Raw genomic sequence first — 4614 nt, 5'->3', positions numbered from 1 at the left:
GCCGGGACCCCGCTGGTGTCGCGGGAGGCCGGCTCGGGCACCCGGCGGGCGTTCGAACAGGCCCTGGCCCCGCTGACCGCGGCGGCCCCTCTGCTCGAGCTGTCGTCGACGACCGCGATCAAGCACGCGGTGGCGGCCGGCAGCGGGGCGGCGGTGCTCAGCTCGCTCGCAGTCACCGCGGAGCTGGCGGCGGGCACGCTGGTCGCGGTGCCGACGGCCATGCCGCTGCAGCGGCAGTTGCGGGCGGTGTGGCCGGCCTCGGGGCAGCTGATCGGCCCGGCCCGCGACCTGTACGCGATCGCCCGCCGCCACCACCGCTGAACCAGCGCCGATCTGTACCGGGTGCGGGGGATCCGCTCGATGATCGGCGCTTACGGGCGCTCTATCCGTTCACGCCCTGCGGTCGGAGCGCGACCATTCGGCCCGGCCTCCCACCTGCGCGGACACCGCAGACAGATTGCTGACAGCGGGCGCCGGACCGCCGCCGTGCCAGGCTGCCGCCAGGCCTGCTGGGGGGCCGGTCTGGGGGACCGACATGCGCCGTCGTCTGTGGACAGTCGCCGTGGCAGCACTCGTCGCGCCGTTCGCCTTTGTGGCACCCGCGCACGCGGCCCTCACCCCGGTCGCGAAGGTCAATTTCCAGCCGGCCGCCGCGGCGGTCCCGGCCGGGTACACCGCCGACACCGGGCTCGGCTTCGACGCCACGCGCGGGTCGGGCTGGGTGGCGGCCGGCACGCACGACCCGCTGGACCTGAGCCGCAACACCCGCGACCGGGCGCGCACGGGGATCGACGCGCGGCTCAACACCCTGATCCACCTCCAGTACGGCGACGTCGGCGGCACCAGCGGCGTGCTGACCCCCGGCGCCTGGGAGTACGCGCTGTCCCCGGGCTCTTATCAGGTGACCGTGTCGGTCGGTGACCAGCCCGCGTACGACAGCGCGCACACGATCCGGGTCGAGGGTGTGACCGCGGTGTCCGGCTTCGTCTCCACCACCGCGGCCGAGTTCCGCACCGCCACCGTGACCGTGCCGGTGAGCGACGGGCGGCTGACCGTCGACGCGACCGGCGGCACCAACACCAAGCTCAACTACCTGGAGATCGCGCGGGTCGGCCCACCGGCCGCACCCACCGGAGTCACCGCCAGGCCGGGCGACGCCCAGGTGGCTCTCGCCTGGACAGCGTCGGCCGCCGCGGATCTGGCCGGCTACCGGGTCTACCGCGGCGGCACCCTGATCTCGGGCGCGACCTTGCTGACCCGGGCCGCGTGGCTGGACACCACCGCCCGCAACGGCACCGCGTACGGCTACACCGTCACCGCCGTGGACAGCACCGGCACCGAGTCACCGCCGTCGGCCACCGTCACCGCGACCCCGGCGGCGTTCGCGCTCAAGGTGAACTTCTCCGACGCCGCCACCGCCCCGCCCACCGGCTACGTGCGTGACTCCGGCGACGCGTTCGCCACGGCTCGCGGCTACGGCTGGGTGCAGCTGGGCACCACGACGCCACTGAGCCTGGCCGGCAACGGTCGCAACCGGAACCCGGACGCCGCCCAGCCCGACGTACGGCTCGCCACGCTGATCCACGCCCAGCTGCCGGCCGGCTCGACCGGGGTCACCACGCCCGGGTCGTGGGAGGCCGTCGTGCCCAACGGGACCTACACGGTGACGGCCGGGGTCGGTGACGCGGGCACGGCCGTGAACAGCGTGCACTGGCTCAACATCGAGGACCAGAACGCCGTCGCCGCGTTCACCGCGACCGCGTCCGTCAAGCACGCCACCGCGACCCGGACGGTCACCGTCACCGACGGACGGCTCACGCTCAGCCCGGCCGGCGGCACCAACACCAAGCTCAACTACGTGGACGTGACCAGCGTGCCGGGGGCGGGCGCGATCCCCGGCGTACGCACCAGCACGCCGGCCAACGGCGCCACCGGGGTGTCGCCGACCGGCAGTGTCGTCGAGGATCTGGTGCTGCCCAACGGTGGCGTCGACCAGGCCACGCTGACCTCGGCGACCGTGACGCTGACCCGGATCAGCGACGGTGTGGCGGTGCCGGCCAACGCCATCACCAGCGGCGGCGGAGACGTCGTCAACCTCTCCCCGACCGCGGCGCTCGCGGCGAACACCGCATACCGGTTCAGCCTGACCGCCGGGGTGAAGGACGTGAGCGGGCGGGCCTTCACGCCGTACTCCATCGTCTTCACGACCGGGGCCGGGACCGGCCCGGGCGGCCCGGCCGCCTTCGACAAGGTGGTCGGCGTCGCGACCGGCGCGTCCTTCACGACGGTGGTCGAGGGCCCCGGCAACCGCCTGTACGCGGGCACCCTCGACGGGCGCATCTTCCGCTTCCCGATCAACGCGGACGGCACCCTGGGCACCGCCACGATCATCACCGCCGTCCGCGACAACGCGGCGGCCCTGGCTCTGCCCGGCGCGCCCGCCCGCACGGTGATCGGCATGGCCTTCGACCCCGCGGGCAACCTCTGGGTCACCGACAACTACGAGTTCACCGGCCCGCTGAACGTGCCCGACTGGTCCGGCCGCATCGGCCGGCTCAGCGGCACCGACCTGGGCACCTACACGCCGGTGGTGGTGAACCTGCCCCGCTCGGTGAAGGACCACGAGACCAACTCGCTCGCCTTCGGACCCGACGGCGCGCTGTACGTGTCGCAGGGCGCGAACAACGCGATGGGCGCGCCCGACTCGACCTGGGGCAACCGCCCCGAGCAGTTGCTCAGCGCGGCCGTGCTGCGTCTCGACCCGGCGGCGTTCACCGGTACGCCGATCAACGTGAAGACCGCGGACGGTGGCAGCTACAACCCTTACGCGGCCGGGGCTCCGGTAACCCTGCACGCCACCGGCGTGCGGAACGCGTACGACCTGGTGTGGCACCGCAACGGCCACTTGTACGCGCCGACCAACGGCTCGGCGGCCGGCGGCAACACTCCGGCGACCCCAGCACCGCTGCCCGCGTCCTGCGCCCGCCGCGGCTACACCGCTCCGACGGTGCCGGCGCTGACGTCGGTGCCGACCGCGGAGACGGACTACGTGTTCGACGTGAAGGCGGGCCGCTACTACGGGCACCCGAACCCGCAACGCTGCGAGTGGGTGCTGGCCGGTGGCAACCCGACCGCGGGCACGGATCCGTTCCAGGTGGGCGCGTACCCGGCCGGCACCCTGCCGGACCCGAACTTCGACCTCGCCGGAACCTACGACGCGGGCCTGCACGCCTCGGCGAACGGCGCGATCGAGTACCGGGGCGGGGCACTCGACGGCAAGCTGCTCGTGGTCCGCTACTCGGCGGGACAGGACATCGAGACCTTCGACGTGGCGGCGAACGGCACGCTGAGCAACCGCACGACCGGCATCACCGGACTGACCGGATTCAGCCAGCCACTCGACGTGACGCAGGACGTGAGCACCGGCAACCTGTACGTGACCGAGCTCGGGGCGAGCCGGATCACGCTGCTCAAGCCCCGGGCTCTCTAACCCCGGGCACCTGACCGGCTCGTGGGGAAATCACCCGTCCGGGGTCACGAAAACGGCACGCCGCGACCTGACCGGTATCGAGATGTGCGAAGCTGCGCGCCTACATCTCGACCCTCGTCTTCGGAGGCATGCCGTGGCATCGCTCCTGTCCATCGTTGCCGCCCTCCTGGTCGGCCTGCTCGCGGGCTGGCTGATCTGGGGCCGGATCCTCGTTTCCCGGCGGTCCGCAGCCGCGGAGGCCGCCCCGGCGGCTGCCGTCGCCGCACCCGCCGGGACAACCGAACCAGAGGCCGCTGCGCCGGCCGAGGTGGATTCGGCAGCTGCTGAGCCCATCGTGGAGAGCCGGGTGGAGACCGAGGCTGTCGCTCCGGTCGAGCCGGTCGTCACGGCCGCGCCCACCGCCGAGACCGAGACCGTCGAGCCGGCCGAGCCGGTCGTGACCGCCGCACCCGTCGCCCAGACCGATTCCGTCGCCGACGGCGGGCCGTCCGCCGCCGGCACGTCGGATGTCGAGCCGATCGCCACCGCCACGCCGGACGCGGAGCCGGTCACCGCGCCCACGCCTGAGGCGGAGCCGATCGCCGTCGGCACGCCGGATATCGAGCCGGTGGAGACGAAGCCCGTCGCCGCGCCCACCGCGACGGATCCCATCGCTGAGACGGAGCCCATCGCCGCACCTGAGCCGATCGCTGCACCCGAGCCTGTGGCAGCGCCCGAGCCGATCGCAGCGCCTGAGCCGGTTGCAGTGGCCGAGCCCGTGGCAGAGCCTGAGCCCGTCGTCGCAACGGCCGTCCCCGTCGCGGTCGCGCCGGTCGACGCCGAGCCGACGCCGGCCGTGCCGGCCGGGGCTGCTCGCCCGGCCGACAAGCTGACCCGGATCGAGGGCATCGGCCCGAAGATCGCCGCCACCCTCGCCGCCGCCGGCATCAGCACCTACCGCGACCTCGCCGACGCCGATCTCGCGTCGCTGCGGGCCACGATCAAGGCCGCCAAGCTGCGCCTCTCGCCCAACCTGGCGACCTGGCCGGAGCAGGCCCGTCTGCTGGCCGAGGGCGACCAGCGCGCCTTCACCGCCCTCGCCGACGACCTGGCCGCCGACCGCGAACCGGGCGTCGAGCCCATCA

Annotated in this window: 3 protein-coding genes; all 3 read left to right on the top strand. The window is 73.7% G+C overall.

Annotation, left to right across the window (positions count from 1 at the left end; genetic code table 11):
* The coding region (locus AB0C29_RS34610; protein ID WP_360829372.1) for a LysR substrate-binding domain-containing protein at positions 1–321 on the top strand (321 nt) is incomplete at its 5' end.
* Positions 322–535: 214 nt separating this feature from the next.
* Complete coding sequence (locus tag AB0C29_RS34605; RefSeq protein ID WP_360829369.1) at positions 536–3490, top strand: Ig-like domain-containing protein; 2955 nt, start codon at positions 536–538, stop codon at positions 3488–3490.
* Positions 3491–3623: 133 nt separating this feature from the next.
* Positions 3624–4614 (top strand): helix-hairpin-helix domain-containing protein (locus AB0C29_RS34600; RefSeq protein WP_360829366.1); only part of this gene is annotated, 991 nt, incomplete at its 3' end.

The organism is Actinoplanes sp. NPDC048791 (assembly GCF_040650095.1).
GTDB lineage: Bacteria > Actinomycetota > Actinomycetes > Mycobacteriales > Micromonosporaceae > Actinoplanes.
The sequence above is the reverse complement of the archived record's forward strand: the minus strand, read 5'-3'. Positions and strand labels throughout refer to the sequence as shown.